Source organism: Paenibacillus sp. FSL P2-0173 (assembly GCF_038008045.1).
Taxonomy (GTDB): domain Bacteria; phylum Bacillota; class Bacilli; order Paenibacillales; family Paenibacillaceae; genus Paenibacillus; species Paenibacillus polymyxa_B.
Map to the genome: position 1 here is coordinate 842181 of NZ_JBBOYK010000002.1, position 25743 is coordinate 867923.

Below are 25743 nucleotides of genomic sequence, written 5' to 3' on the forward strand. Positions count from 1 at the left end.
TTTACAACACCTTCTCTTTCTTACGCTTGGAGTAGAGCGGCTTCACAACCCAACGTACAATACCTTGGGCCGCAATGAAGAAAATAATCGAGCCAATGACAACCCGGATAATCTCGGGCGGTACATCTGCGCTAAAGCTCATCCCCGCAGAACCATACGTAAGCGTTCCGAACAAAACAGAACCGAGCAGCACACCGAATGGGTTATTCATCCCAATCAGAGCTACAGCGATACCATCAAAACCCGTTCCCGGTGATCCTGCCATGACAGATTGATAATGGAATACTCCCAGCACTTCAAAGGCGCCTGCCAATCCGGCAAAAACCCCACTAATAAACATCGCTTTTATGATATTACGATTTACATTCATACCTGCATAACGGGATGCATCCTGATTAAATCCGACAGCCCGAAGCTCATAGCCCTGCTTTGTTTTCCACATGAAAATGTAGAAAAAGACTGCTGCCAGCACAGCAATAACTGTGCCCCAATGTACCCGAGCATTCCCCATCATCTGGGACAGCCATTCGATGGAAATTGAAGCAGAAGGCTGAATATCCACAGAACGATTTTCACCATCCATAAGTGCGAACTGATTGATCACCAAATTAGCCAAATACAGACCGATCCAGTTCATCATAATACATGTAATAACTTCATTAACGCCTCGTTTGGCCTTCAAATAGCCAGCAATCGCAGCCCACAGACCTCCGAAAACTGCACCTGCAATTACAGCTAGCGGTGCATGAATGATAGCTGGCAACCCATGAAGTTTAATGCCCACAATCGAAGCAGCTGTCATACCTACCAGAAACTGACCTTCGCCGCCGATATTAAACAAACCGGCGCGGGCCGCAAAAGCAAATGCCAACCCCGTTAAAATCAGCGGAGTCATCTCACGGATAGCCTCTCCAAAGTTGTAGGAATCTCCGTATACACGGCTAAACAAAGCAGAATAGGCCACAATAGGGTCATACCCGCCAATCAGCATCACAATAGCACCCAGAAGGAGACCCAAAATAATAGAGACCAGCGCCAGTACAAAGGAGTCTTTTGTGAATATTTTCAATAGATTAGCCATTCTCTACTCCTTTCTTCACTGCACTTCCTGCCATCATCAGTCCCAGTTCCTGGTCATTCGTTTCTTCTGGCAGCACTTCCCCGACAATCTTGCCCTCATAGATGACAGCAATTCGGTCGGATACATTCATAATCTCGTCCAGTTCAAAAGATATGAGCAATACAGCTTTACCTTGGTCCCGTTGGGCAATCAGTTGTTTCTGGACAAATTCAATAGCTCCGACATCCAGACCGCGTGTAGGCTGTGCTGCAATGAGAAGGTCTGGATTTTTATCAATTTCACGCGCAATGATAGCCTTCTGCTGGTTCCCACCAGATAATGCTCTTGCCTTCGTGTGAATATCCGGTGTTCTTACATCAAACTTTTCGATAAGACTTTTGGCCTGTTTCTCTATAGCATCTTTGTTCAAGAAGCCATTTTTACTGTAAGGCGCCTGGTAATACGTCTCCAGCACCATATTTTCACTCATAGAAAAATCGAGCACCAACCCATGCTTATGACGGTCCTCCGGTATATGTGAAACGCCTGCCTCTGAAATTTTGCGTGGTGGCTGATTGGCCACCTCTTGTCCGAGCAAACGAATGCTCCCACCATCCACCTTGCGTAAGCCTGTCAAAGCTTCGATCAGCTCACTCTGTCCATTACCATCTACTCCGGCAATCCCCAAAATCTCGCCCGCCTTAACCTGCAGGTTCAACTCATTTAGAACATTAATGCCATCCTTGTTTTTAGAAATTACATTGTTCATTTCCAGTACCGTCTGTCCTGGTTGCGCAAGCTGCTTGTCCACTTTAAAGGACACACGACGGCCCACCATTTTTTCAGCCAGCTCATTGGGTGTTGTTTCAGACGTCTTGACCGTATCAATAACCTGACCTCTGCGAATGATCGTAACCGTATCTGCAATTTGCATAATTTCTTTAAGTTTATGAGTAATAAGAATAATTGATTTGCCTTCAGCGACCAAGCGTTTCATAATGTCCAGCAACTCAGTGATCTCCTGCGGTGTCAGTACAGCTGTAGGCTCATCGAAAATCAGAATATCTGCACCGCGATAGAGCGTTTTGATAATTTCTACACGTTGCTGCATACCAACAGATATATCCTCAATTTTGGCATTCGGATTTACCTGAAGGCCGTACTGCTCAGACAACCGCTGTACTTCTGCGGCAGCCTTTTTATAATTGATTTTCAGACCCTTACGTGGCTCCGAGCCCAGGACAATATTTTCGGTAACGGTAAACGGCTGTACGAGTTTAAAATGCTGATGCACCATGCCAATCCCCAGATCAATTGCCTTATTTGGACTATCAATCTGTACGGGTTTACCTCCGATTTCAATTGTCCCTTCATCCGGCTGATACAGTCCGAAAAGAATATTCATAAGCGTAGATTTACCCGCGCCATTCTCACCCAAAAGGGCATGAATTTCTCCCTTATGCAGCTTAATGCTGATGGAGTCGTTGGCAACGATGCCGGGGAATCGTTTTGTAATTTGCTTTAACTCAACGACGGGGGTCGCTGCATCCATGAGATCACCCTTATACACTTTATAGTATGTGCTCCAATGAGCTGATTTTGCCCGTTATAATCCATATAACTCCAGACGTAAGAACAAGGCTAGTCTTATGAACCAGCCTTGTCGCCACCTATATGTTCTTCAAGCCAAACTTATTTCGAAGGAACTGTAATTTCGCCCTTAATAATTTTTTGCTTGTATTGTTCTACAAGATCAAGCACGTCTTTAGGTACGTTTTTCGTTGATGTGTCTGCCAAACCAATACCATTATCCTTCAGAGCCAGTGTCTCGACACCGCCCTTAAATTTACCGTCAATCACTTCTTTAGATACGCGTTTTACAGCTTCATCTACACGTTTTACCATCGAAGTCAATGTTACGTCGTCACCAAACTCAAGCGATTGGTCTTTATCTACGCCAATAACCCATACTTGCTGCCCTTGTTGCTTACGTGCGAGTGCTTCGTTAAATACACCTGTACCAGATCCGCCAGCTGCATGGAAAATAATATCCGCACCGCTGTTATAGATCGTCGCAGCTGCTGCTTTACCCAGGTCCGGCTTATCAAATGCACCTGTGTAGTTAACTTCCAATTTTGCATTTGGATTTACAGCTTTAATTCCTGCTTCGAATCCTTTTTCAAAACGTTTGATCAACGGGCTGTCTTGTCCACCCACAAAACCAATTTTGTTTGTTTTGGTAAGTTTACCAGCTACAACCCCCACCAAGAAGGAACCTTCATTTTCAGCAAAAACAACCGATTTCACGTTAGGCGCATCCACGACACTGTCAATGATCGCCAAGTTTTTGCTTGGGTTGTCTTTCGCTACTTGTCCAATCGCATTCGCCAGATTAAAACCGATTCCCCAAGTCAAGTTAAAATCACCCTTAACAAATTGGTTCAGGTTAGGAATATAATCTTGATCGGATTTACTTTGCAGGTATTTAACTTTAGCGCCTGATTCTTTCTCAGTGGCTTGTAGTGCCTCCCAAGCAGATTGGTTAAACGATTTGTCGTTTACTCCACCCACATCTGTAACCATGCCAATTTGGACATTCGATGTTTTGGCAGAACCACCTGTGTCTCCACCATTTGCGTTGGACGCACCTTGATTTTTGTTACCGCAGCCTGCGAGAATGACCGAGATCGCCAGCAGCATAACCAAAGACATACTGAACATTTTCTTCATGCTGATACTGTTCCCCCTTAGTGTTAGATCCCTGGACTGTCTCTTTTCTTTGAACATGTACATGCTCATGCATGTCATTTACTGACGAGACAGATCGTACAGAAGACTTACTTTAGAGATTATACAATTATGATCGGCTAAAATCTAGACAATTAATAACCTTGGGTCAATTTTTTTTAAAGTTCCATCAATGTAAGCGCTACAAAGTTAAAAAAAACATACATTCTTCCATCTCACGTCATATTTATTCGTATTTTGGAGAAAACGAAGTCTTTACCATAACATTGAGTATGTACAAAAAAAGGCATCCCTACACAGCGTACTGCTTGGGATACCTTTTTACCACTTTCGCGGTTTCCACGCTTCATTATTAATAATTAAGCGTTGATTTTGCCTTTAGCAACAGTTGCCAAAGAGTTGAATGCATTAATATCATTGACTGCAAGATCAGCCAAGATTTTGCGGTTAATGTCCACACCAGCCAATTTCAGGCCGTGCATCAATTTGCTGTAAGACAAACCGTTCAAACGAGCTGCTGCGTTGATACGCACGATCCACAGTCTGCGGAAGTTACGTTTCGTCTGACGACGGTCACGGTATGCGTAAACAAGCGATTTCATTACCTGCTCGTTAGCTGTTTTAAAAATGCGGTGTTTGGAACCAAAATAACCTTTAGCAAGCTTCAATACTTTTTTATGACGACGACGAACGACGAATCCGCCCTTTACTCTTGCCATATCAATAGACCTCCCAAATAATGTTTATACTTCATTCATTGCAGTGCTAGTGCTATTTCAGGTTAGCAAGACCTTGTTTCAGACGTTTAACGTCCCCAGGTGCCATCTCAGGGTTAGTACCCAGAACGCGTTTTGCACGTTTGGATTTGTGGGAAAGCAAATGGTTTTTGTAAGCTTTGTAACGCATTACTTTACCAGTACCGGTAATTTTGAAGCGGCCTTTAAGGCTGCTATGTGTTTTCATTTTAGGCATTGAACTTCCTCCTTAATTTGTCATTGACTCTTTGGAGCCAATATCATAATCATGCTGCGTCCTTCGAGCTTGGGTTGGCGCTCCACGGTACAAAGATCAGCAACTTCCAATTTCACACGTTCGAGAATTTTTTGACCCACATTAGCATGAGTAATTTCACGACCGCGGAAACGAACGGAGCATTTCACCTTGTCCCCTTCATTCAGGAACTTCACCACATTGCGAAACTTGGTTTGGTAGTCATGTTCCTCGATGTTGGAACGGAACCATACCTCTTTGATGTCAACGATCTTCTGGTTTTTACGGGCTTCCTTTTCTTTCTTCTGTTGCTCATAGCGGAATTTTCCGTAATCCATAATCCGACACACGGGCGGCTTCGCTTGAGGCGCCACGTTCACGAGATCCAAGTTTGCGTCAATCGCCATTTGCAAAGCTTCACGCGTCGGTGTAATCCCGATTTGTTCCCCATTCGCACCAACTAGACGTACTTCTCTCACCCGAATCTCATCATTGATCATATGTTCCTTACTAATAACCCTCCACCTCCAGAACCTGTTATTGTTGTATTGTGTTTAAGCACAAAAAAGGGATGACGACTACACAGCCGACATCCCTGTCTGATACTCAATTCATCATGAAAGTTCAATTCACAAATCATTGGATCATGACCAGCCGGCAATACCGGGCAGGTGAGAAGTCGGACCTTCTACTTGTTAATCCATCTTTTCAATTAACATACTCGAATATCTTATCACGGTGCAATCGAGGTGTCAACCCTTTAATGAAAAATGAATGACACCGATCTTCAGTCCTATTTCACCGTCCAATTAACCTTGCTTACTTTGAACCTCTTCCAAGCGAACGACACGCGTATGCTGGGTATGGCTCCATTGCTTATTGTTCTGTGTAAAGAACGCATAGACCGTAATCGGATACCACGAAATCGCATAGATCGGGAACAGCAATAAGTACAGATATACTTTTTTGAATGTGACCTTTTCCAAAATCATTGCGATCACAAAAGTAGCAACATTCAGACCAATAGCTATAACACCAGTCCAAGCTGGTAACTGTACATAGATGTTCTCGATATTAGGTCCACCAAAGAAGGCGATATCTATCCACATCGCTACTGTCATCAAGAAGGTGAGCAGTACGATATACACGTTCAGACCATAAAGAGCCATATCGAATTTAATCAGGCTTCTATGCTTGATACTTTGCCACAGCAACGGGAAGAAATAACGACGAGCAACAGTGAAGTGACCTTGCATCCAGCGCAGACGCTGTCTTGACGAGGCCTTGAATGTCAACGGCTTTTCATCATATACCTTGGCATCGTAATTAAATCTTGGATATACGTTGCACTGTGTGCAGCGCATGGTGAATTCCAAATCCTCTACCAGACTTGTCGCACCCCAGCCCATTTCCTTAAGCAGATTTGTTTCAAAGCACATGCCTGTACCACCGAGGAAATTAGCCATGTTCAGATTGTGACGTGACAGCTGCCACAAACGGTTGATGTACCAATAAGATACCCCGTATGCCGCTGTAATCCAAGAATCCTCAGGATTCTTAGTATCAATGTACCCCTGAATAACACGGGCACCTGTACACAGATCATTGTTCATTTCACTCAAGAAATTAGTATGCGCCAAATTGTCAGCATCAAACATGACAATAGCATCATATTGGCGCGGCATAGCCCATAATTCCTTGAGCATCCACTCAATAGCGTAGCCTTTACCACGCAGATTCGGATTCGTACGTTCACAAGCATTCATGCCGTGAGCGCGAACGATGTCCGCAGTCTTATCTGTACAGTTATCACAGATTACGAACACATCGTAAAGTTCCTTCGGATAATCAAGTTGCTTCAAATTTTCCATCAATGCTCCGACAACCTGTTCTTCATTGTGGGCAGCGACTAAAATGGCAAATGATTTTTCTGGAGCCGCGTGCTCTTTCCTTTTCTTGCGAACCAATCCGAACAAGGAGAATGCAAACTGATAGACTGCGATCACCGCCAGTATGATCTGGAGCGTCACGAAAATAGCGTCTAACATGATCTCTTGTTACCCCCTTTTTATACCCCTTAAAATCTTGCGTTTGTTTGTTTTCTATCTGTGTAGCGCAAGTTGCGGCGCTTTGCGCGCCTTTTCTGTAGTTTTTGACCCGACCCTTGCTTTCTTCATTGGCTGTGCGCAGCCCCCTTTTGGCTGACACAGGAATGCCATTACGATTTTCGTTGGTTTTCAATCTTTTGTCAAAGCCCTTAAACTGGTCTCAGCAGCAAAAAAACACAACAAACTCCCGTTTGAACCGGGAATGCGGCGCTGGGCTTCTCATTCATGACGCTTAGGTCTTATTTTCATCCATTTGCTAACTTTTTATTTCTTTGGTCCCTCCTTTTTGTGGGCCAATTAGCAACCACTTCTAAACACTCTATCTTATTAGACGGATGAACGCAAAGAAAGTTATACAATTCGGCTTATATTCCATTAACATTTTTGTGTAGAATTGAACCAAGTAATTTATGAATCTTTAGTGATTCTTGAAATGAACAGCGTTTAAAAATATGATGAGAGCAAGAGAATAATTACTTATGGTCTGATTATGTCAAAATGACTCAAAATATTTGCCGACTGACCTGAACCGGCAACCGGAGGAAACCAAATGCAACGTCTAGTCGTAAAACTTGTAAATCTGGAGCAGCAGTTGTTCAAATGGATCAACGGACGCTTACACAACCGTTTTTTGAACTTCTGGCTTTATTATCTCACACATTTAGGTGGGGCTACCTTTACTATAGCCTCCACACTCCTTATTTGGTGGCTCGCTCCGAATCCGTGGAAAGATTCCGGTATGAAGGGAGCCATCGCTCTCGGGGTCAGTCACATCCCCGTAGCTATCGTTAAAAGGCTGTATCCGCGGATTCGCCCGTATTTGGCGCTACCAGGTACAAATACATTCCGCAACCCCTTGTCGGACCATTCTTTTCCCTCAGGGCACACGACCGCTATTTTTTCAGCTACCGTGCCTTTTATGCTACAGTCACCGATGCTAACACTGCTGCTGTTGCCTGTAGCGACAATTGTAGGTTTTTCTCGGATTTATCTGGGTCTCCACTACCCAACGGATGTACTCGCAGGAGCGGTCATCGGAACGTCTGCAGCAATAGGAACGGTTGCATTCTGGCCTTAAAGCCGATATGGTATGATTGAGAACATCCCAGCAGGAACAGGTGAAATGAGAGTGGCTAAAAAACGAGTGTTATTATTATCGGAAGGTTTCGGTGCCGGACATACTCAAGCTGCCTACGCGCTCTCAAGCAGTTTGCGGAAGCTTTCTCCGAATGTGCAGACAAGAGTGCTGGAGCTGGGGAGTTTTTTGAATCCAAGAATGGCCCCGCTTATTATTACAGCATACAAGAAGACTGTTGTATCGCAGCCTCGCCTAGTCGGATTGGTTTACCGTCATCAGTACAAAAAATCATTAAACCGTCTTACAACGCTCGCTTTGCACCGTCTGTTCTACACGCAGACCCGAAACATTCTCCGGCAGCTTCGTCCCGATTTGGTGGTATGTACTCACCCCATCCCAAGCGCGGTAATTTCACGTTTGAAGCGCTTAGGTTTACATGTTCCGCTTTGTACTGTCATTACAGACTACGATGCACATGGAACATGGATTAGTCCCGAGGTTGACCGGTACTTTGTATCTACGCCTGAAGTCATGCGTAAGCTACGCGCGCGCGGAGTACCCGTCTCGAAAATCCAGGTGACCGGCATTCCCGTTCATCCAAATTTTTGGGAACATCCTGGGCACGATGAAATTAGAGAACAATTTGGACTTAAACCCATCCCGACCGTACTCGTTATGGGTGGCGGCTGGGGCCTTATGAATGACGAAGTCATACATCGTTCGCTTACTCAGTGGAGAGAAAACATTCAATTTATTTTTTGTTTGGGGCATAATGATAAAATTCGTCGTAAAATGCAATTGGATCCTAGGTTTAATCATCCAAATATTCATATCTTCGGATTTACACGGGAAATCGACAAATTAATGGAGGTATCGAATCTGCTCATCACCAAACCCGGCGGAATGACATGCACCGAGGGATTGGCCAAAGGGATTCCGATGCTGTTTCACAAACCTCTCCCTGGACAGGAGGAGGAAAATTGTCAATACTTTACGGCTCAAGGCTTCGGAGAACCGATTACTTCGCTGGATGTTGTCGTTAAATGGATGAACCGACTGCTACACGATTTTCCAGAAATCGTCCGCAAGCGACAGGAGCACGTCCATAATGTAGCGCGATATTATCCTCTTCAGAGCGCACAGAGTATTCTGGATATACTGGAACCGAACAGGGTGCTTTCCTAAAAGGAAGCACCCTGTCTTATTTTATCCGTTTGATCTGTTTTTATTTCCCATACTTTTCGAGACGTGTTTTTCCGTACTCTTCCAAAGCATCTTTGCCGATCAGCACCTCGACTCGATGAATATTCATACCTTTGCCCATGAACTTTTGTTCATATTCCGTCATGACATGCTCTTCGTTGATCCCCTCACGATGAAGGTTTAACGAAATATTCGTCATCTGCAAACCGCTATCGGCAAACGAATTCAGAGAAAACTCAAACAGTGTCTCCGAATCGGTCTTAAAATGAATTTGTCCTTTGCTGTTCAAAAGCTGACGGTACTTGTCCAAAAAACGCGGATGCGTCAAACGACGACGTGCATGCTTGGCTTTAGGCCAGGGATCACTAAAATTCAGATAAATGCGTTCAATCTCTCCTGGTTCAAAAACATTCTCGATCTGTTCAATGTTTGCCAGTGCCAATTTGATATTAGGCGGCGTATCAACCTCTGAATTACTCCAGGCCAGACGAGACTTTTCTGTTGCACGGCGAACCAGCTCATCATACATATCAAAGCCAATATAGTTAACCTCCGGATTCCGGAAGCTCATTTGGCTTATAAATTGCCCTTTACCCATACCGAATTCCACATGAATGGGACGATCATTACCAAAAACCTGCTGCCATTTCCCCTTATACTGTGCCGGCTCCAAGATGACTAGATCCTGCTGTTCTTCCAGACTTTCCCGTATTCCTTTTCTTCCGCGTAAACGCATGTTACTCCTCCATATACTCTGTTATCAAGGAAAAAGGAATTTCACCCCCGCTTGAAGATACGGAAATGAAATTCCTTTTTCAATATATTTGGATTGGGGTCCAACTAATTTAATTGTTCATAGTCTACCCCATCAGCAGGTGAAAAATCAATTGTCTTTTGGCAAGCCGCTCTGATTTTTTGACGTGCGGTCGTTCCAATCTGACGATCCTGCCCAAAACGGACACCAGTCAATGCCAACGCCTCATCAAAGGTTAACTCAACAGTAACTTTATCCATACGCGTCTTATCCTGCGCATTCATAAAAGATCACCTCACGGGTTATTTGTGATGGAACCGACGTGCACTTACCCTAAAACAGGCGATAGAAACAGCATAGCTGCCTCCCTGAAGAATAATCATTAGCAACGGATAACTTTTATCTTCAGGATCGAAAACAGTCCTTTTATTGTATGTCTGGTACCGCTTACAATATAACACATTGTGTAACCTTTTTCAATCCGCAACGCCATAAAATCCGCACATTTTATTGACTTGTTCGGTCAAATGATTCCCAATGAAGACTGATTTTTGTTACAATAGGGTGATCGTAAAAAAAGGAGTACACCCATGAAAACAGATTTATTGCCTGCTCCTCTCCTGTGGGGAGATAAACGGTTCCATACTTGGAATTACGAAATGCGTGAGCAATTTCAAAATAAAGTGTTCAAAGTCATGCTGGATGCGGGTTTTACCTGTCCGAATCGCGATGGTTCCATCGCTAAAGGGGGTTGCACCTTTTGTAGCGCACGCGGATCGGGTGATTTTGCTGGGCGTCGTCGTGATGATCTGGTCACCCAGTTCAATACGATTCGGGATCGGCAGCATCTAAAATGGCCAAACGCCAAATATATTGGCTATTTCCAAGCCTACACTAATACGTATGCTCCCGTTGAGGAACTGCGAGAATACTTTGAGGTTATTCTGGAGCAGCCAGGCGTTGTCGGTCTGTCCATCGCTACACGTCCTGATTGCCTGCCTGACGATGTAGTGGATTACCTTGCCGAGCTAAACGAACGCACGTACCTGTGGGTTGAAATGGGTCTGCAAACTGTCCATGAATCGACCTCAGAGCTGATTAACCGTGCTCATGATACTCAATGCTATCTGGATGCGGTGGAAAAGCTGCGCAAGCGGAATATCCGCGTGTGCGCCCACATTATTTATGGTCTGCCCCAAGAGACGCATGAAATGATGCTCGATACGGGACGTGCAGTAGCGGCTATGGATGTGCAGGGCATCAAAATCCACCTGCTGCATCTCATGCGCAAAACGCCCATGGTCAAGCAGTATGAAGCGGGATTGCTACGCTTTCTGGAAAAGGACGAATACGTTAAGCTGATAGTTGATACGCTGGAGATTTTACCTCCCGAAATGATCGTTCATCGGTTAACCGGAGATGCCCCACGCGATTTGCTAGTGGGACCCATGTGGTCGCTTAAAAAATGGGAAGTGCTTAATGCCATCGATCATGAACTGAAGTCACGTGAAACGTGGCAGGGAAAATACTGGAGGCAACCTTAAATGGGGTTCCTATCCGTCCTAAGCTACGCTCATCAATTGGTGGCTGCGCGGGTGCAGCCAGGTGATACTGCTATAGATGCCACCGTCGGCACAGGAGCAGATACGTTGTTTCTGGCAAAAGCTGCTGGCAAACGGGGCCGTGTCTATGGCTTCGACATCCAGCAAGAAGCACTGCATTGCGCCCGTCGTCGACTGGAAGAAAACGCTTCGCCTTCATTAGCAGAAGTATCGCTACTGCTACAAGGTCATGAGCAAATGCAGGAGGCCGTTCCGGACATGCTGCATGGCAAAGTCGCTGCGGTCATGTTTAACCTCGGCTACTTGCCTTCCGAAGGCGCCGATCCTACTGTCATCACCCATACAGACAGTACGCTCGTCGCACTTGATGCTGCCTTACAATTGCTGCGACCACGCGGCATTCTGACTGCCGTACTCTATCCAGGGCACGCTGGAGGCATTGAAGAAGCAGATGCCGTTCTTCAATGGGCTTCTGCTCTCCCAGTCTCCAGCGGTCAAAGCATTATTTATCGTCAATTACAACGAGCCGCTTCGCCTTACGTAGTGGCGGTTGAAAAGAAATAATGTCGGATTTTAAACTCAGGTTATGAGCGGCTTTTTTAGCCGCCTTACATATATCATTTTTCAAGCTCGTTTGGGCGCTATTCATCCCAGTTTATTGCCCCAGCGGCACGTTATTGATTTCCCTATTCTGTTAGGTCGCACTCATTACTCATTATGGAGGAGAGAAATTATGCTAAAGCCATACCCGCTGCAATTTCAACCTGAGTTCAAAGAGAGAGTTTGGGGAGGACGGGCCTTAGAGCAATTTGGTCTAACCCCACCAGAAGGACATATCGGGGAAGGATGGATGATTGCCGATCATCCAAACGGAACAACAACGGTCATCAATGGTGAGCTGGCAGGCAAAGGACTGGATGAAATCCGCGAGACCTACGGGCAGGATTGGCTCGGGGCCAAGGGTGTATCGGAAAAAGGCGGACGATTTCCACTTTTGATCAAACTACTGGATTGTAATGATGACTTATCCGTTCAGGTGCATCCGACAGATGATTACGCAGGACTTCCAGCCGGAGAATTAGGGAAAACTGAAATGTGGTACGTGCTTGATGCCAAGCCAGATGCCAAGATTATTTATGGTCTGACCGAAGGTGTAACTCGCGAGAGTCTGCGCACAGCTCTTGAAAGTGGGGACATCCTCGGCAGTTTGCGCCAGGTTCCAGTCGAAGCAGGCGATACGTTCTTCATTCCCGCCGGAACCGTACATGCACTGTGTGCAGGCGTTGTCGTTGCTGAAATCCAGCAAAATTCGGATACTACCTATCGCTTATATGACTACAATCGCCCCGGACTAGACGGCAAGCCTCGTGAGTTGCATATCGAGGATTCCCTCAATGTAACCTCCTACGAGGGTGCAGGTGCAACAACGATGAAAACGGACGGCTTACAGCCTGGAAAATGGCTCCAGCTGGCTGCCTGTGAGTATTTTGTTGTGGAAAAGGGTATCGTAGATGGAAGTTGGGCACTTTCTACAACGGAAGACAGCTTCACCATTCTCGTGATTTGTGAAGGCAGTGGGACCATAACATGGAACAATAATACCGAGTCTCTTTCCTGTAAAGCTGGAGATTGCTTCCTGTTGCCTGCTAACCTGAGCGGTTACACGCTGAATGACGGAATGACCGTACTTAGATCTTATCTTCCTTAAAGCTTAAAGGATGTGATGTCTAATTATGCGGGAATACACCTTCACCATCGCTGAAAATGACGGAACAGAGCTTTTTGCCTACCGCTGGCTGCCTGATCAGAATTTGCCCATTAAGGGGATTGTTCAAATTTCGCATGGTATGTGCGAGACATCCTATCGCTACATTCGACTGGCCGAAAAGCTTACTGGTTGCGGTTATGGTGTGTATGCCAACGATCATATCGGTCACGGGCGCACGGCTGGTGATCCTGATAAGCTGGGTATGCCGGGAGCTAATGCGTTTAATCGAATGGCAAACGGCATGCTGGAGCTAGGCGAAATTGCGGCTAAGGAATTCCCTGATCAGTCTCGTTTTTTGCTGGGTCACAGCATGGGGTCCTTTTTAACCCAGAAAATTATGTATGATGATCGGCAAACGTATCACGGGTTTATTTTATCGGGAACCAACGGACGACGTGGTCTCCTAAAGCTCGGAGAGCAAGTTGCTCTACTGCAAGCCAAGCTGCAAGGAATGGATCATCGCAGCATGCTGCTCAACGCTATGGTCTTTGGCGGCTTTAACCGCGCCTTTCGTCCAGTGCGTACGGCGTTTGACTGGCTGTCCCGTGATCCTGAGGAAGTAGATCAGTTCGTACATGACCCATTATGTGGAGCTATTTGCACGACAGGCTTTTTTCTGGATTTTTTCAGGCTATTGCAAGAAATCCACTGGCCTTCCTCGCTGAAACACATCAATCCCAAACTGCCAGTTTATATTTTTGCCGGGGATCGTGATCCAGTGGGTTTGTTCGGTAAAGGTGTGTTGTCACTAGTGGAAATGTATCGAAGCCTAGAGCTTCAGGACATGGAGTATCGCCTCTATCCTGACGGTCGCCATGAGATGCTGCATGAAACAAACCGCGACGAGGTGATGAGTGACATCGTAGACTGGCTCGACCGTCATGTTAACACAGGGGTGACCTCTGTTTCCGCATTGTCTGGAGCCTCCGAGGCACCTGAACAATCAAACTCGCCCAAGTCATCAGCCTTGTGAGGAAATAAGAAAAGAAACCTTTAAAACCACGATCAAAGTGGGATTGAAGGTTTCTTTTTAATTCCTTTATATTTCATTTGGGTATAGTTTTAAAAATCACCATGCATTTCGTTCTCTCAAGGAAGTAATATGAGCTGTATGATGTTTGCCATGCCAGGCATAGATGCCGATGTTTCGTTCCAGGCGGATCGTCTGGCCCGATTCAGGATGAATAAACGATCGATGTAGCTGATCTTCTCCCAACGATCGCAACACGGTCACCCACCGTTCATGCAGTCCTTCTAGCAATTGCAACGAAGGTTCCAGTGGAAGCTCCCTGGCGTCTGGTATTTCGGCCCAACGCCCCTCATCATATGGCTTGATCGTGGGTGTATCCTCCGTCAGTGCCAGCTTAAAACGGATATAGCTGTTCATATGGCTGTCTGCCACATGATGAACTACCTGCCGAATCGTCCAGCCCCCTTCGCGATAAGGCGTATTTAGCTGCTGCTCATTCAGTCCTTCGACCGCCTGACGTAGTTGTGCAGGCAATTCAGCAATATCGTGAATCCATGCGATAAGCTGTTCTTCTGTAATGGTATCTGGAACAACGAATGATCCTATCGGATAGCGCAAGTCTTTATCCAAAACAGTTCCCGCCCTTCTCTACATCTACTCCCTGTCATATCAGTTGCCTTATGTTATAACTATGCAGGAAAAAAAGCAGACTCGCAAGAGTCTGCTTTTGTCATACACGTAAAGAGAAGATCCACTTACCTTTATTTTATCCTTCCAGTAACAATGATTCTGGATCTTCCAGCAATTCTTTAACCGTTACCAGGAAACGAACCGCCTCACTACCATCAATAATCCGGTGATCGTAGGACAACGCGATATACATCATCGGACGATTTTCCATGCGTTCCTCGTCGATGGCAATCGGGCGAAGTTGGATTTTATGCATTCCCAAAATACCCACTTGCGGCGTATTGAGAATTGGCGTAGACAGCAGGGAGCCGAAAATACCTCCATTGGTTATAGTAAACGTTCCTCCTTGCAAGTCGGCCAGAGAAAGCGAATTGGAGCGTGCTTTGCCAGCCAAATCTGCAATACTTTTCTCGATCTCAGCAAAGCCAAGACGATCGGCATCCCGCACAACTGGCACGACCAAACCTTCCTTGGCAGATACAGCAATCCCGATATCATAGTATTTTTTTAGTACGATATCATCGCCATTAATCTCTGCATTCACGGTAGGGAAGCGCTTGAGTGCGCCAACCACTGCCTTTGTAAAGAAGGACATAAAGCCCAAACCTACATCATGTTTTTCCTTAAACTTATCTTTACGGCGTTTACGCACATCGAGAATGGCAGTCATATCCACTTCATTAAAAGTGGTGAGCATGGCAGCTGTTTGCTGTGCTTCAACAAGACGCTTAGCGATCGTCGCTCTGCGTCGAGACATCCGCTGGCGTTCCACAGGCTTGCTGTACTCCGTTTGTGCTGGAGACGGAGGCGCAGGCTTGCTAGTAGCGGGAGACGTAGGTACAGATGCTACACGTGACACTTCAGCGCTGTTATGCGTTTTAACGTCCTCCTGGAAAACACGTCCCAGCGGGTCCTTTCCCTGTACCTGTTCAAGATCAATCCCGCGCTCACGCGCCAACTTCCGGGCGGATGGTGATGCCGTCTGGCCATTCCCGTCGCTATTCGATGAAATAGGCGGTGCAGACTTTTCTTCAGCTTTACCGCCGCCTTCTACGGAAGACGGTGAAGTCGCTACGGACGGTGCTTCAGGTGCTTGAGTCGCTGCAACTTCTCCAGCACCGGTTGATTCCGCACCACCACTGCCGATTCCGATCAAGCCAACAGCTTCACCGATGACCACAGTATCTCCCTCCTGACGAAGGATTTTCTGGACCACACCTGCTTCTTCCGCACTAATTTCCAGATTGACCTTATCGGTTTCCAGCTCCAGTAGAACATCTCCCTGTCCTACGGAATCCCCTTCCTTCACAAGCCATTTGGAGATTGTTCCTTCCGTGATGGATTCTCCCATTGCTGGCACTATAATATCGCTCACAGCCGCTACCTCCCAAGTGTAATATTGTTTTTGGAATCCTGCTTCAACGCCGATTGAATAATTCGCTGTTGTTCTAGGCTGTGTACTTGCTGATAACCGCTGGCCGGGCTTGAACGATCTGGTCTGCCTGCGTAACGAATTTCCGCTCCCTGTGGCACTACATTCCGCAGACGAGGTTCAATGTAACTCCAAGCCCCCATATTTTTAGGTTCTTCCTGAGCCCATACGAACTCCTTAACATGCGGGAAGCGGCCGAAAATATTCCGAATTTCCTCTTCCGGGAAAGGGTATAGCTGTTCCACACGAATAATATGCAGACGCTCTTCTGCCTCATTCTTATCCTTTTCCAATGCTTCTTCGAGATCAATGGCAATCTTGCCACTGCACAGTACAATGCGCTCTACACGATCCGGACGTGCACCCAGACCAGGCTGTTCCAACACAGGACGGAAAGCTCCTTCGCTGAATTCAGAAGCAGGCGAAGCGACACGATTATTACGAATCAGGCTCTTCGGCGACATCATCACAAGCGGACGGGCTTCCTCACTTTCGCTTAATGCAGCCTGACGGCGCAGCAGATGGAAATACTGAGAAGCACTGCTCAAATTAGCGACAGTCCAGTTATTTTGTGCGGACAACTGGAGAAAACGCTCCAGACGTGCGCTCGTGTGCTCTGGTCCTTGTCCTTCGCTACCATGCGGTAACAGCATCACCAGACTCGATTTCTGTCTCCATTTGGCACGGCCCGCAGAAATGAATTGGTCAAAAATAACCTGTGCACAGTTGGCAAAATCGCCGAATTGCGCTTCCCAAATCACTAACGTTTCAGGAGAATACACGTTATAGCCGTATTCAAAGCCGAGGACAGATGCCTCAGACAATGGACTGTTATGAATACTGAACGAAGCACGTGCTTCCGGCAAAGTATGCAACGGGCAATGTGTACGGCCTGTTTCAGGCTCATGCAGCACGAGGTTACGGTGAGCAAATGTAGCTCGCTCCGCATCCTGACCTGTCATACGAATAGGCTTGCCGTCTGCGAGAATGGTGGCCAAAGCCAGCGTCTCCGCCAAGCTCCAATCTACCTTTTCTCCCTCGTTCAGAGCGGTTTTTCTACGCTGTAAAATTCGATCCAGCTTCGGATATACATGAAAAGCCTGTGGCCATTTGAGCAAGTTTTCATTGATTTGGCGCAGCTTTTTCAATTCCACTGCAGTACGTACCATAGAACTCTGATTCTTTTTCGCCTTCACAGGAGTCATTTCCGGCTCTTGTTCCGGTTGATTCTTCACATGCTCATGCGCTTCCTTCAGTCTGGTTTGGACCTTTTCAATGAGGCCGGCACTAAACGCTTCATCCACAACCCCCTGCTTCATCAGCTTTTGAGTATACAACTTGCTCACCGTCGGATGATTCTTCACCTTACGATATACCAGCGGTTGTGTTGTTTCCGGGTCATCGGATTCATTGTGACCATAACGACGGTAACCAATCAGATCAATCAGAAAATCCTTCTTGAAACGATTGCGGTATTCGCCAGCCATACGAGCTGCTGCAATACAAGCTTCGGGATTATCCGCGTTCACATGCACAATTGGAATTTCATAGCCTTTAGCCAGATCACTGGCATAACGGGTCGAACGGGAATCGACACTTTCCGTCGTAAAACCCAGACGATTATTCACAATAATATGGACCGTGCCGCCATTACGGAAGCCACGCAAATTGGTGAAATTAAGTGATTCTGCCACGATACCTTCACCTGGGAAAGCCGCATCACCGTGCATAATAATTGTAGCTGCCTTGCTCACATCCAGCTTCGGATAACCAGCCTCACTGCGGTCTTCCTGTGCAGCTCGTGAAAATCCTTGTACCACTGGATTCACATATTCCAGGTGACTTGGGTTATTCGCCAATGTCAGACGGGCCTGCACCGCTCCCCCATCTTTTACAAAACGATCAGCACCCAGATGATATTTCACATCGCCAGTCCAGCCGTAGTTAATTCCTGTGGAACCTTCCGACGGGATCAAATCCTTATTCGGCGAATGATGAAATTCAGAGAAAATTTTACTGTAAGGCTTGCCCAGCACATGAGCCAGTACATTCAAACGGCCGCGATGCGCCATACCCATCAGGACATGACTTGCTCCTGCATTTGTGGTTAGACGAATAATCTCGTCGAGTACAGGGACAAGCACATCATTACCCTCAATCGAAAAACGTTTCTGTCCGACGAATGTTTTATGCAAAAACTCTTCGAACTGTTCTACTTCTACCAATCTGCCCAGCAACGACTTGCGTTCCTGTGTTGTGAGTGGCTTGGAGGACCAGCCGGATTCTGCATAGCTGTTCAGCCAGCGGCGTTCCTCCTCGTTATGAATATGACTAAATTCATAGGCAATCGGACCTGTGTATGCTACACGTAACCGTTGAATGGCTTCCCATCCGTTAAGTGTTCCCGCAGGAGCGTTATCCCATATTAAAGAGGCTGGAAAAGCCTTTAAGTCTTGTTCAGTTAAACCGTAAGATGCTGGATTAAGCAGGCGTGTATCCTGCTCTGCATCCAGTTCCAGCGGATCGATTTGGGCGGCTAAATGTCCGTATTCACGGATATTCCACACCATTTTCCCCGCTGTAACCGCTTTCTGCAATGTGTTCGAATCAAGGTGCCCCAAAGCACTTGTGGGGGGGCCTTGCAATTTGTTGTCTATCATGGAAGCAGCCGAGTATTCGGATTGTGGCGGCTCACCCCATTGATCAAACAGCTCGCGGTAAGCCGGATCAACTGTTCCGGGGTCCGCTACATACTTTTCATACTGGTCCTGCACATAACCTAGATTAGGTCCGTAATACGCCTGCCAAGGTACCTGTCTGCTGCTCTCTTCCATTGTCATCTCGTTCCCTCCGTCAAATTTTGAAATTCATAGCTGGACGGAAATCATTTTCATTTTTTTATTAAGTCTTCAATTTAAGTTGTTCACAATATGCTCACATTATATGAAATCCTTCATCAAAAGTCGAATTTCACAATTCTTATTCCTCTTCCATTGTATAAAGTTTTCTAGCTATGAGCATTTCCTTTTTCTCAACATATCCATGCGTAAATGAGATGAATCGGGCTATTCTGTAATTCTCCCTCCCATTATAGACAATTACCGTATGGATTATTTCAGATAACATATCGGACAATTAAAACAAGCCATTCCACAAAAAGAAGAAGAGCTTTGACTGGTATAAAAAAAGTAATCGCCACAAATGGCGTGGATTTAGCTTAATTAACATTGGAGACTGACACCCATTTGTAAGTCAGGAATCAAACACCTGGCAACTTAAATAACCAGCCGTCGGATATCAACCGTCGGCTGGTTACTTAAGTTTATATTGCTCCTCATACTACGCCAAACCATTTTGAAAACAACTTCCCAGTCCACCCCACTATGATTATCGTTAACAGCAGAATTTAAAAGGCAGAGGGTCCGATACGATGCAAATCCAAACTTAAAGTGACATTAAAGTCACTTTTCTGTACAATATTCCTACTTTTCACTATTATTTTAATTAGGCATCTAAAAACCGCTTTGAAAGCGAAAGGGATGGAACTGTGACTGGATTAAAACAAGTACTCAGAAACAAAAATTATGTCAGGTTTTTTCTGGCAACCTTCGCCTCACAAATGGGAGGAATTATCGGGGTTACTGCATTCATGTTTTATTTGTTGAAACGGTTTACCAATCAGCCATACTATGCAACGCTTGCCGAGTTAATGTATTCGCTTCCGATGCTGGTAGTATTTCTCGTGGTTGGAGTGCTAGCAGATCGGATGGACCGACAAAAAATTGCTGTTAATTGTGACTGGATCAGCGCTTTTTTATCCTTATGTTTGCTTATTTTTATTTGGGTCGATTCGATTCCTTTGATATTTGCCCTCCTCTTCATCCGTAGTGCTGCCTCCAAATTTTTCTTTCCAGCCGAAAGTGCCATTATACAGGGGATATTAAACGAAGATGATTACACCATTGCCGCAGGCCTCAACCAAATGATGGGGAGTCTTTTCATGTTATTTGGAGGAACTCTAGGGGCCGTCGTTTACTGGCACTTTGGAATTACTGGAGCCATCCTAATTGATGCTGTTTCTTTTATTGTGTCTGCACTGCTTATTCGTTCCTGCAAAATTCCAAAGGAAGTACGCCTTCCGAACGGAGCACATCAATTCAAACAATTAAAATTCAAACTTGTCATGATCGATTTTAAACAGGGGTTTCTTTACATATTACGCAACAGACTATTACTTTGGTTGGTTTCAGGCTTTTTTATGTTCGGTATTTTAAATGGTGGTTTTAGCGTTTTACCGATGTTTATTCTTAAATATAAGCTAGCTCCAGACAACTATGAGCAGTATATGGTATGGACAGGTATTATTTTTGGAGCTGGTGTGTTGCTTGGTACCCTAATCGCATCTCTCATCTCCGCCAAGCTAAAGCTACACCAAATGATTGCAGCGGGAGTTCTGGTAGCCGGAATGGGTATGTGCACACTTGGATTTGTTAACCACCTCTATGCTTTTCTGATTATCAACTTTGTCATTGCACTGATACTTCCGTTCATTAACATTGGTATAGGAGGATGGCTTCCTCGTATTGTAGATCCTCAAATGATGGGACGAGTGCAAGGTTTGATTAATCCGTTAATGATGCTGTCCCAGTCTCTTACATTAGGTTTCATTGCTGTAAGCTTCCCTTCATTTATTCCAATTGAGCTCTTGTTTTTATTAGTTGGGGTCTGTACCGTTATTGTAGGAATATACTACACTATTGTGCTTCCTCGTTATGCTGATTACAGCACTACTTCTAAGGCCCTTCAGGAATCTTTATAGGCAAATTAAAAAAGTCATACAGCAGACCATACCACCAGCGATTGTTGAATTGCCACTTCTGCCTCCGAATCCAATGCAGAAGTGGCTTCATCATATCTCCCCTCAGATGCTCGACAAGTACATACGTTGGTTGCATACGACTAGCTCGTCACAACCCAGTAGATACATAGACCGATAGGGTATGTAATATTCAAAAAAAACGCCCGGCAGACGCATTAGCTGCATCAGCAGGACATTTTGATTGAAATCGGAGTAGCGGGATTCGAACCCACGACCTCACCCACCCCAAGGGTGCGCGCTACCTGACTGCGCTATACCCCGATAACTCAGTGTATGTAGATCGATGCTGTTATTTACCATTATATTCTGGTCATAAAATCCTGTAAAGGGATTATTTTCTCATTCTTCCGTTGCATTTTTAAGTTGTTTTCATTATGGTAGATACAAAAGTTAAGAGGTCAAAAACAGAGATCTTAGGAGCTAACCATGCAAAGCAAAAAAGTGCTTATACCCGTTGCATTACTTCTTTTAATACAGTTAAGTGTTCCTATGTGCTATACCTTTGCACAGGATAACCTTGTCATAGATCATGAAACGAAAGAGAGATTCAAAGAACATTATGGCTTGGATGAACCGGAATTTCCTTCATCAAAGCAGCAGCAAAACATATTATTGGGAGGTGATTTTGGATTTACTCCCTCTGTTGATGCTGTTGTGGTGGAATTGACCATATTGATTAGGTATCCGCCCATTTTTATCAGTCAACAACTGGTACATTCACTGAAATCATAATTTTTTTCTACAAGTTCCATGATATAGAGCATAAAAATCATTTATTTCGTAGCAAGTTGTCTGCCACTTGGGGTCACTTCATCCTTCTTATTGAAAAGGTTTAATTCAATGGGTCCCCTACCATGTAGCCACAGCAGTTCATCGAATAAAAATGTCAGTCCATCCTTAGCGCGTAAGCGTTCGATGATCTCCATGACAACTTGCATAACTTCCCCTTGTACACCCTCTGCCAGTTGCAATCCTCCGCTCTCTCCATCTAGGTAAAGATGCGTATGATATGATTGCTCCACCTTCTTCACATGGCGCAAACACAGTATGCCATTTTCGAGGTAAAAGAAGTATTGATGGTCATACAGAATTCCTTCGATATTTCATACATATGAGGTAAATCATATGGCCCCTGAACCATGGATACCCGTTCCAATCCCATTACCCATTCTGTCATATATCCTCGCTCCATTCCTTTGTTCAAAGTTTCTTATTTGCCAATATACTTTCTTCTACAGGTAGTTTTTCAAACTAGGTGGTTGAACGATAATTAATTGCTAATTGTAAAACGTTTTGGTACGATAAGCATATTACTACGACGTTCACAAATAACATTTCAATAAACCAAATGCACATTACAGTGTTATTTTTGTTGTTTTCAGAATACATCGAACAGTGTTTATTGTCAATACTTTGATGTTGGTTTTTAACACTATAGAATGCATTTAGCTGGAGGAAAATATGATAAAGATTCATCTTTCCCGTATTATGGGCGAAAAACGAATAAATATTGCTGAGCTTTCCCGCATGACTGGATTACATAGAAACGGAATCACCAAACTTTACAACGAAGAAACAGACGGTGTGAAATTTGATACGCTAGATAAAATCTGTAAAGCTCTAGACTGCCATGTTCAAGATGTTATCGAGTATGTAGAGGATGATACAGACTAGATCCCTTCCGTTTATTTCCCCCTCCTCACGCATTTATTTGTTTAGAATTATCAAAATAGTAACTGTTGCTAATTTTAAATCATTTTGATACTATGAAGGCATTAAATTAGTTTACTTATAATCTTGTTAACTAGATTACTTATTTACAAATATATATCCCTAACCTACACTTGTCAACTAGTTTACTTGATTACTTTTGGAGGAATTGTTGTGATTAGATTTTCTCTTGATAAAATTATGAAGGATCGTGGACTCGAACAGAAAGATATTGTTTCCATTACGGGAATTAATAGGAATACGGTTAAAGCTTTGGCCTCCAACGCAAACGCCCGAATTGACTTTCCAACCTTGAATACACTTTGTCGAACCCTTGGCGTACTCCCTGGTGAACTGATCGAATACTTGCCAGAAGACGACGAAGAGAGCCGCTAACATGCTTAACGGCTCTCAGTTCTTTATATAATATTTAAAATGCTTTTTTACCGATCTTCCCACTCAATTAGATTCGAACATCGTAATCCCTTCCTATCCGTGATTTCAAATAAACTCTTCCCATGTATGATAAATGTCAAATAAAGCATTAGGGTTACGTTGTCCCTTTAATACTGCAAACATTTTATTCGATAAAATCATGATCACATCCATATCTTTTTGCTTAGTCAAACCAGTGATAACAGGGCGATTAAGGCTAACATACGACTTGGGTTTAAAAACAACTCCCCAATCCAACCCACTGTGATTACTTTTTACAACCTCACCTAGATAAATGGCAATATCCAGTGTAAAAGCTTGGGATTTTGTGTCGAGTTTATTCTCATATATATAGCTCTTCAACCATTCTTCAGTCTCTGAATGCTCCTCTTTTAATTCTGAAGCACTTTTACTTTGAATCTGCACATTCCTTAGATACCATTCCCAAATATCTATGAGCGAACGATCACTATAATCCAGATGTATCTGTGAAAATGCGCCAAGTTGCTCTAAACGCGAAGGTATTTGTTGTTTAAACCAATTAAAATGTTCCTTAGCTTCGTTTTTACTCATTTCAGAGTATTCTTTCATGACAAAAGGTGGTTGCATTAATTTATATTTCATTTCAAAAATTCCCTTCTTGCTTTGCTATCTTAATTCGAAGAAAAATTCACGGTAACACCACCTGATACTAAGATCGTTAGAAGATCCGTAAAATATTGCTGTGGTGAAAATCTATAACATCTCCCTTCTTGATCCCATTCTTCCTCGAATCTTTCCAAGAAATAATGTACGTTTTTCCAATGGATCGTGAACGGTCCTACTGTCCCAAAACCTCCACAGAGACAGTCCGATATACTGTCCAAGCTAAATCCATAGTACCCTCCGGGCCCATTAATCGCTTCACCAAGTGCTATGAAAAATGTTGTAAAATCAGATATGTATTCGCCGTCCAAAGTGTAGACTTCTCCTCGTTTATCCAGTCTAGCAAAATGATTAGATGCAGAATGTATTCTAGTCACGTTTAGCCACCCAGACCGTTCTTCTTTAGAAAAGCCTTGCCATATATTATTTTCAAGCGACTGAGCTCCCTTTAAAAACTCCCATAATCTTAATTCCACAGGGGAGGGCTTCGTTTCAAATGTACCTGCTAACTCCAAATTGAAGTTTCCTTTATTGTATTTTAGTTTATGGATTATGTAGGATTCAGATAGATGAAAATAATAGCTTCCAATCACTGTTTCTTCATCATTTAAAATAGCAATGTACAAGTTGTATATAGATTGTTTTAACTTCGTTATGTTTTCTATGAATTCTTCGTTAAATACAAATTGCTCAAAAATGACCTTTTTATATGTTTCGACAATGATATCACCCGTTAAGCCAACCACATCTCTACAATAACCAACAGTGAGCCCACTTTCATCGTCAATGACAGCAAATCTCGGCCTCATTTTATATCATACCTCCTCACAATAATTTTAAGGAATGTAGCATTTTAAGGCATCACTTTTAGCTTCTTGAGTAGAATAATCAATTAATTTGAAGCCGATAAGGATTGAGATCCTCTACACTTTTTATTTTTTTTAGATCTTCTGCAGGTATTGCAAAATAAATTTCCCCCTTCTCAGACTTAAATGTTAACGAAGCATCATACTTCTTTTCAACAATCCACTGCTTTATTTCCAACATCTCTTGCAGATAATGAATGGTTGAGAAGTTACCCTTAATATAAATCGAAGCTTCTGATGAGAGTTTCTGACTAACCATAGAATAGCTTGGAACCTTATCATGGTATGTTATACCATACTCTCTAATAAGATTAACATTTACGATGACTTCGGCATCTGAACCTGTAACTTCCTTTGTTTTTTGTGTTACAGCTTTTTTTAGCTCATCCCTCCACACAGAAGAGGCGTAGTTATCCATCATTTTCCCATAATAGTCTTCATCCACCAAAAAAGAAATCCCTGAGTCAGAGATCACATTAGCTATAAATTTATCATTCTTAAAATCATAATCTATTGAATCGATTTTCCAGTTCATAGTGTACGTTTTATGTAGGTAGTCAGTGACGTTACTCCGAAATTGGACTCTTTCTATCGGACTTCCTGTTGTAATTGATACAACTGTATATGCAATTACAATAATGATCACGAATAAAACAGCTTTTTTCAGCACTCCAACCAAACCTCTCTAATAAAGAATCATGTAAAAAGTTCTAAAGATTCCAGCAAAAATTCACGCTTATATTTGTTTTTATAATCGGCTAGCTTTCTTCTTATGATTTGTCTACATATGTCCTTTTGCGCCTTAGTAATTTTAACTTGCACGTTACTTATCAATTAATAGGATT

The 25743-nt window shown here is 44.0% G+C and carries 25 protein-coding genes, 1 tRNA gene and 1 pseudogene; 10 read left to right on the top strand and 17 right to left on the bottom strand.

Features of this window, described 5'->3' with window-relative positions; all coding sequences use genetic code 11:
* Position 1 precedes the first annotated feature (1 nt).
* From MKX30_RS14155 to MKX30_RS14185, 7 genes are all read right to left on the bottom strand, one after another.
* On the bottom strand, positions 2–1081 hold the full coding sequence (locus tag MKX30_RS14155; protein WP_013309382.1) for an ABC transporter permease: 1080 nt from the start codon (positions 1079–1081) through the stop codon (positions 2–4).
* Positions 1074–2612, bottom strand: coding sequence for an ABC transporter ATP-binding protein (locus MKX30_RS14160; RefSeq protein WP_023987756.1), 1539 nt, complete (start codon positions 2610–2612; stop codon positions 1074–1076). Before MKX30_RS14160 ends, MKX30_RS14155 begins: the two co-directional genes overlap by 8 nt.
* A gap of 140 nt (positions 2613–2752) precedes the next feature.
* Positions 2753–3790: a BMP family lipoprotein gene (locus MKX30_RS14165; RefSeq protein ID WP_023987755.1), complete on the bottom strand. Its 1038-nt coding sequence runs from the start codon at positions 3788–3790 to the stop codon at positions 2753–2755.
* Between the two features lie 377 nt (positions 3791–4167).
* Positions 4168–4527 (bottom strand): 50S ribosomal protein L20, encoded by a 360-nt coding sequence (rplT, locus tag MKX30_RS14170; RefSeq protein ID WP_007429517.1) that lies wholly within the window; start codon positions 4525–4527, stop codon positions 4168–4170.
* Between the two features lie 52 nt (positions 4528–4579).
* Positions 4580–4780 (bottom strand): 50S ribosomal protein L35, encoded by a 201-nt coding sequence (gene rpmI / locus MKX30_RS14175; RefSeq protein ID WP_013309379.1) that lies wholly within the window; start codon positions 4778–4780, stop codon positions 4580–4582.
* A 20-nt stretch (positions 4781–4800) separates the two neighbouring features.
* Complete coding sequence (gene infC / locus MKX30_RS14180) at positions 4801–5298, bottom strand: translation initiation factor IF-3 (RefSeq protein WP_013309378.1); 498 nt, start codon at positions 5296–5298, stop codon at positions 4801–4803.
* A 309-nt stretch (positions 5299–5607) separates the two neighbouring features.
* Positions 5608–6846, bottom strand: a complete 1239-nt coding sequence (locus MKX30_RS14185) for a glycosyltransferase family 2 protein (RefSeq protein WP_023987754.1) — start codon at positions 6844–6846, stop codon at positions 5608–5610.
* A 610-nt stretch (positions 6847–7456) separates the two neighbouring features.
* On the opposite strand from MKX30_RS14185, the gene MKX30_RS14190 reads away from it, so the two are divergent.
* Both MKX30_RS14190 and MKX30_RS14195 read left to right on the top strand, forming a co-directional pair.
* Positions 7457–7984 (top strand): phosphatase PAP2 family protein, encoded by a 528-nt coding sequence (locus tag MKX30_RS14190; protein ID WP_013309376.1) that lies wholly within the window; start codon positions 7457–7459, stop codon positions 7982–7984.
* Between the two features lie 51 nt (positions 7985–8035).
* Positions 8036–9169 carry an MGDG synthase family glycosyltransferase gene (locus MKX30_RS14195; RefSeq protein ID WP_023987753.1) on the top strand — a complete coding sequence of 378 codons (1134 nt, stop codon included), beginning with the start codon at positions 8036–8038 and terminating at the stop codon, positions 9167–9169.
* 40 nt (positions 9170–9209) lie between these two features.
* Here MKX30_RS14195 and trmB read toward each other — a convergent pair whose 3' ends face one another.
* On the bottom strand, positions 9210–9923 hold the full coding sequence (gene trmB / locus MKX30_RS14200) for a tRNA (guanosine(46)-N7)-methyltransferase TrmB (protein WP_023987752.1): 714 nt from the start codon (positions 9921–9923) through the stop codon (positions 9210–9212).
* A gap of 104 nt (positions 9924–10027) precedes the next feature.
* Entirely contained in the window at positions 10028–10225 is a 198-nt protein-coding gene (locus tag MKX30_RS14205) for a hypothetical protein (protein WP_013309373.1), read from the bottom strand.
* 306 nt (positions 10226–10531) lie between these two features.
* Here MKX30_RS14205 and MKX30_RS14210 point away from each other — a divergent pair, with 306 nt between their 5' ends.
* From MKX30_RS14210 to MKX30_RS14225, 4 genes are all read left to right on the top strand, one after another.
* Positions 10532–11485, top strand: coding sequence for a TIGR01212 family radical SAM protein (locus MKX30_RS14210; RefSeq protein WP_028542970.1), 954 nt, complete (start codon positions 10532–10534; stop codon positions 11483–11485).
* The gene (locus tag MKX30_RS14215) at positions 11486–12067 is read left to right on the top strand and encodes a class I SAM-dependent methyltransferase (RefSeq protein WP_341062924.1); all 582 of its coding nucleotides are present in this window, start codon (positions 11486–11488) and stop codon (positions 12065–12067) included. It abuts the gene before it with no gap.
* A gap of 169 nt (positions 12068–12236) precedes the next feature.
* Complete coding sequence (locus MKX30_RS14220; RefSeq protein WP_023987749.1) at positions 12237–13211, top strand: type I phosphomannose isomerase catalytic subunit; 975 nt, start codon at positions 12237–12239, stop codon at positions 13209–13211.
* 25 nt (positions 13212–13236) lie between these two features.
* Positions 13237–14244, top strand: a complete 1008-nt coding sequence (locus MKX30_RS14225; RefSeq protein WP_053324957.1) for an alpha/beta fold hydrolase — start codon at positions 13237–13239, stop codon at positions 14242–14244.
* Positions 14245–14340: 96 nt separating this feature from the next.
* Here the strand turns inward: MKX30_RS14225 and MKX30_RS14230 are convergent, their stop codons facing one another.
* From MKX30_RS14230 to MKX30_RS14240, 3 genes are all read right to left on the bottom strand, one after another.
* The gene (locus tag MKX30_RS14230; RefSeq protein ID WP_053324956.1) at positions 14341–14871 is read right to left on the bottom strand and encodes a YfiT family bacillithiol transferase; all 531 of its coding nucleotides are present in this window, start codon (positions 14869–14871) and stop codon (positions 14341–14343) included.
* Between the two features lie 136 nt (positions 14872–15007).
* Positions 15008–16306 carry a 2-oxoglutarate dehydrogenase complex dihydrolipoyllysine-residue succinyltransferase gene (odhB, locus tag MKX30_RS14235; protein WP_341062925.1) on the bottom strand — a complete coding sequence of 433 codons (1299 nt, stop codon included), beginning with the start codon at positions 16304–16306 and terminating at the stop codon, positions 15008–15010.
* Positions 16307–16311: 5 nt separating this feature from the next.
* Entirely contained in the window at positions 16312–19203 is a 2892-nt protein-coding gene (locus tag MKX30_RS14240) for a 2-oxoglutarate dehydrogenase E1 component (RefSeq protein ID WP_023987745.1), read from the bottom strand.
* A gap of 707 nt (positions 19204–19910) precedes the next feature.
* Here MKX30_RS14240 and MKX30_RS14245 point away from each other — a divergent pair.
* Complete coding sequence (locus MKX30_RS14245) at positions 19911–21182, top strand: MFS transporter (protein ID WP_341062926.1); 1272 nt, start codon at positions 19911–19913, stop codon at positions 21180–21182.
* Between the two features lie 247 nt (positions 21183–21429).
* On the opposite strand, the gene MKX30_RS14250 is transcribed toward MKX30_RS14245, so the two are convergent.
* Positions 21430–21503, bottom strand: a tRNA-Pro gene (locus tag MKX30_RS14250).
* Positions 21504–21668: 165 nt separating this feature from the next.
* Here MKX30_RS14250 and MKX30_RS14255 point away from each other — a divergent pair.
* Positions 21669–21974 carry a hypothetical protein gene (locus MKX30_RS14255; RefSeq protein ID WP_341062927.1) on the top strand — a complete coding sequence of 102 codons (306 nt, stop codon included), beginning with the start codon at positions 21669–21671 and terminating at the stop codon, positions 21972–21974.
* A 41-nt stretch (positions 21975–22015) separates the two neighbouring features.
* On the opposite strand, the pseudogene MKX30_RS14260 reads toward MKX30_RS14255, so the two are convergent.
* Positions 22016–22419: pseudogene (locus MKX30_RS14260) on the bottom strand (hypothetical protein).
* Positions 22420–22703: 284 nt separating this feature from the next.
* On the opposite strand from MKX30_RS14260, the gene MKX30_RS14265 reads away from it, so the two are divergent.
* Positions 22704–22916 carry a helix-turn-helix domain-containing protein gene (locus MKX30_RS14265; RefSeq protein WP_023987741.1) on the top strand — a complete coding sequence of 71 codons (213 nt, stop codon included), beginning with the start codon at positions 22704–22706 and terminating at the stop codon, positions 22914–22916.
* A 210-nt stretch (positions 22917–23126) separates the two neighbouring features.
* Positions 23127–23348, top strand: a complete 222-nt coding sequence (locus MKX30_RS14270) for a helix-turn-helix domain-containing protein (protein ID WP_010349271.1) — start codon at positions 23127–23129, stop codon at positions 23346–23348.
* Between the two features lie 105 nt (positions 23349–23453).
* Here MKX30_RS14270 and MKX30_RS14275 read toward each other — a convergent pair whose 3' ends face one another.
* The 3 genes from MKX30_RS14275 to MKX30_RS14285 form a co-directional block, all read right to left on the bottom strand.
* A complete protein-coding gene (locus MKX30_RS14275) occupies positions 23454–24011 on the bottom strand; it encodes a hypothetical protein (RefSeq protein ID WP_076264337.1) in 558 nt (185 codons plus the stop codon).
* 29 nt (positions 24012–24040) lie between these two features.
* On the bottom strand, positions 24041–24841 hold the full coding sequence (locus MKX30_RS14280; RefSeq protein ID WP_341062928.1) for a barstar family protein: 801 nt from the start codon (positions 24839–24841) through the stop codon (positions 24041–24043).
* Positions 24842–24920: 79 nt separating this feature from the next.
* On the bottom strand, positions 24921–25568 hold the full coding sequence (locus MKX30_RS14285) for a hypothetical protein (protein WP_341062929.1): 648 nt from the start codon (positions 25566–25568) through the stop codon (positions 24921–24923).
* Positions 25569–25743: the final 175 nt, after the last annotated feature.